This is a genomic window from Phormidium pseudopriestleyi FRX01 (genome assembly GCF_017313335.1).
In the GTDB taxonomy this organism is placed as follows: domain Bacteria; phylum Cyanobacteriota; class Cyanobacteriia; order Cyanobacteriales; family Laspinemataceae; genus Laspinema; species Laspinema pseudopriestleyi.
Genome location: NZ_JAFLQW010000525.1, coordinates 1 through 2865 on the forward strand (window position 1 = coordinate 1; position 2865 = coordinate 2865).

2 protein-coding genes and 1 riboswitch are annotated in these 2865 nt (G+C 47.2%); of the genes, one reads left to right on the top strand and one right to left on the bottom strand.

What is annotated here, in order from left to right; all coding sequences use genetic code 11:
* Positions 1-287 precede the first annotated feature (287 nt).
* Positions 288-1661, bottom strand: coding sequence for a phosphomethylpyrimidine synthase (gene thiC, locus J0895_RS20000; protein WP_207089762.1), 1374 nt, complete (start codon positions 1659-1661; stop codon positions 288-290).
* 6 nt (positions 1662-1667) lie between these two features.
* A riboswitch (TPP riboswitch) is annotated at positions 1668-1763 on the bottom strand.
* A gap of 556 nt (positions 1764-2319) precedes the next feature.
* Here thiC and J0895_RS20005 point away from each other — a divergent pair.
* Entirely contained in the window at positions 2320-2679 is a 360-nt protein-coding gene (locus tag J0895_RS20005; RefSeq protein WP_207089763.1) for a response regulator transcription factor, read from the top strand.
* Positions 2680-2865: the final 186 nt, after the last annotated feature.

Here is a 2865-nt window from a genome sequence, read left to right on the forward strand (position 1 = left end):
CCGGGTTTCTGCATCAGATTGATTGCGAATCAGCAGAGATTTTTAAAAGAAACCCGGTTTCTAACCCATGCTGTAAACAGGACAAGAAATCGGGTTAATGACTCCACCACTTTGGAGAAAACGAGCCAGCCGAAGGGGCAGTTGAGCATCAACTAGAAATTTCATGATGCCAGGTTATAAACTCGCTTAATCTGACTTAAACGGGCGGCAAAGAGTAAGGCGGATAAAATATCTGCTTCTTCCAAATCTTCATAAAGGTGGGCATTGCCCACCCTACTATTCTACTCTTAACCTTGGGTGACAGGTTCTTTGGCTAAGAACTTCTCTAATTCGGTTAAGGCGTCGGCGTCTACTTTAGTCTGCATGGGGCAGAATTTAGGACCGCACATGGAGCAGAACTCAGCGGTTTTGTAGATATCTGCTGGCAGGGTTTCGTCGTGGTATTCTTTCGCCCGTTCCGGGTCGAGGGAGAGTTCAAACTGGCGGTTCCAGTCGAAGTTATACCGGGCGTGAGACAGTTCGTCATCGCGATCGCGTGCTCCAATGCGATGCCGTGCGATATCCGCAGCATGAGCCGCAATTTTATAGGCGATTAACCCATTTCGCACATCTTCGGCATTCGGTAATCCCAAATGTTCTTTCGGAGTGACGTAACACAACATAGCAGTTCCGTACCATCCCGCCATTGCTGCCCCGATCGCCGAGGTAATATGGTCGTATCCTGGCGCAATATCAGTGACCAAAGGACCTAGCACATAGAAAGGCGCTTCAGAACACTCTTCCATCTGCTTTTTCACGTTAAATTCGATTTGGTCCATTGGCACATGACCCGGACCCTCAACCATCACCTGCACATTATGTTCCCAGGCGCGTCGCGTGAGTTGTCCAAGGGTTTTGAGTTCAGCCAGTTGTGCTTCGTCGGAAGCATCATGCTGACAACCGGGACGCAGAGAGTCTCCTAAACTAAAGGAAACATCATATTTTTTGAAGATTTCGATAATGTCATCGAAATGAGTATAAAGCGGATTCTGTTTGTGATAATGCAACATCCATCGGGCTAAAATACCGCCGCCACGGGAGACAATGCCGGTAATTCGGTTTTTGACCAAAGGCAAATGTTCGATTAAAATTCCTGCATGAATCGTCATGTAATCCACACCTTGTTGGGCGTGTTTTTCAATGATATGCAGAAAATCATTGGGGGTGAGATTTTCCATGTTACCATGCACGCTTTCTAATGCCTGATAAATGGGAACCGTGCCGATCGGAACCGGAGAGGTATTAATAATGGCGGTCCGAATTTCGTCCAGGTTACCGCCGCCAGTGGACAAATCCATGACAGTATCGGCACCATATTTAACGGATAGTTTTAGCTTGTCTAATTCTTCGTTAATATCAGACGAATTAGGGGATGCGCCGATGTTGGCATTGACTTTACATTTGGAGGCGATACCGATGCACATCGGTTCGAGGTTGAGGTGGTTAATGTTGGCGGGGATAATCATCCGTCCTCGTGCCACTTCGTCCCGAATCAGCTCAACGGGGAGGTTTTCCCGCTTCGCTACATAGTCCATTTCTTCGGTGATGATGCCTTGTCGGGCATAGTTCATTTGAGTAACATTACTCTGACCCTGGCGTTTGGCAACCCATTCTTTTCGCATTTTGAATTCCTCAAATAACAGCTTCCCTCCGCCGGTATTACCCGGACTCAGGTTCTAAGGGTTTGTTCTCAGCCCTTTGGTCGGACACCCCTAGCTCAATTTCGGATTCTATCACTGTTTGCAGGGAAGAGTGATTTGTCTTAAAAATCTTTACAATTCGCCGGGGGCTGGCGAGTTGTACAGCAGGACAAAACCCGGGTTTCTTGAGGAACTCTCTGCCTGCTTTGTCGCCAATTAGGGCCAGAAACCCGGGTTTTTGTCCTCGGGCTCTCAAACTTCCCGCAAAGCTCTCGGGTTTGGGGGTACTCAACTCAGGAATCTGTAATTTTTAGTTTACCCCTTAGATGTGGGTACAATAGAGGGGATACCTCCGGGTTTCTTTGGGGGATTTCTAATGTTCATGAAAGATTTAGGGCTGGACCCCCGATTTCCGGTTTTATATAGACAGTTTAGAGGGGAATTTTATGAAGTTTGGCATCTGTTATTTGGGATTAAATTCGGGTGATTTTATTAGGAGGTAGAGCCTCCAATTGGGCGTGGCATGGCAGATCCATGTCACGAGTTTAAAGGGGTTGAAGTTGGGGATAGGGTGAGGAAATCTCTAAGGAGCAAGCTAAGATAAGATTATAATACTGTTGCAAAGCGAGGGAAAGGTCCGATGAGCAAAATTTTAGTGGTAGATGATGTGCCGAGTGAACTGGAGATGATTGGCCGGATTTTAAAAAAAGCTGGGATGGAGGTGGTGGTGGCAACCAATGGGGAGGAGGCGATCGCCCGGATTCAGGAGACGGCACCGGATCTGGTCATTCTGGATGTGATTATGCCTCGGATGAATGGATTTGAGGTGATTCGCGAGTTGAGGGGCGATCGCAAGACTTCCAAGTTACCCGTCGTCTTTTGCAGTCAGAAAAATACCGAGATTGATAAAACTTGGGGCATGGATTTAGGAGCCGATGCCTATATTACCAAACCTGTTGACCCCCAGCAATTGGTTAATATTGTGGAACGCTTATTATAAACAGGACAGCGGAAAGAATTAGACCTAAATCACTAAATTTATCCCAATTTTATCCGATTGCCTCACGGCTTTAAGCAATTGTATCCTGAGAGTCCGGTAACCGCTATAGCATTCCTTGCAGGATTTATAACATCTGTCTTCTCCCCTCTCCCGCTTTGGGAGAGGCCTGTCCTGAGCCCTGAGCCC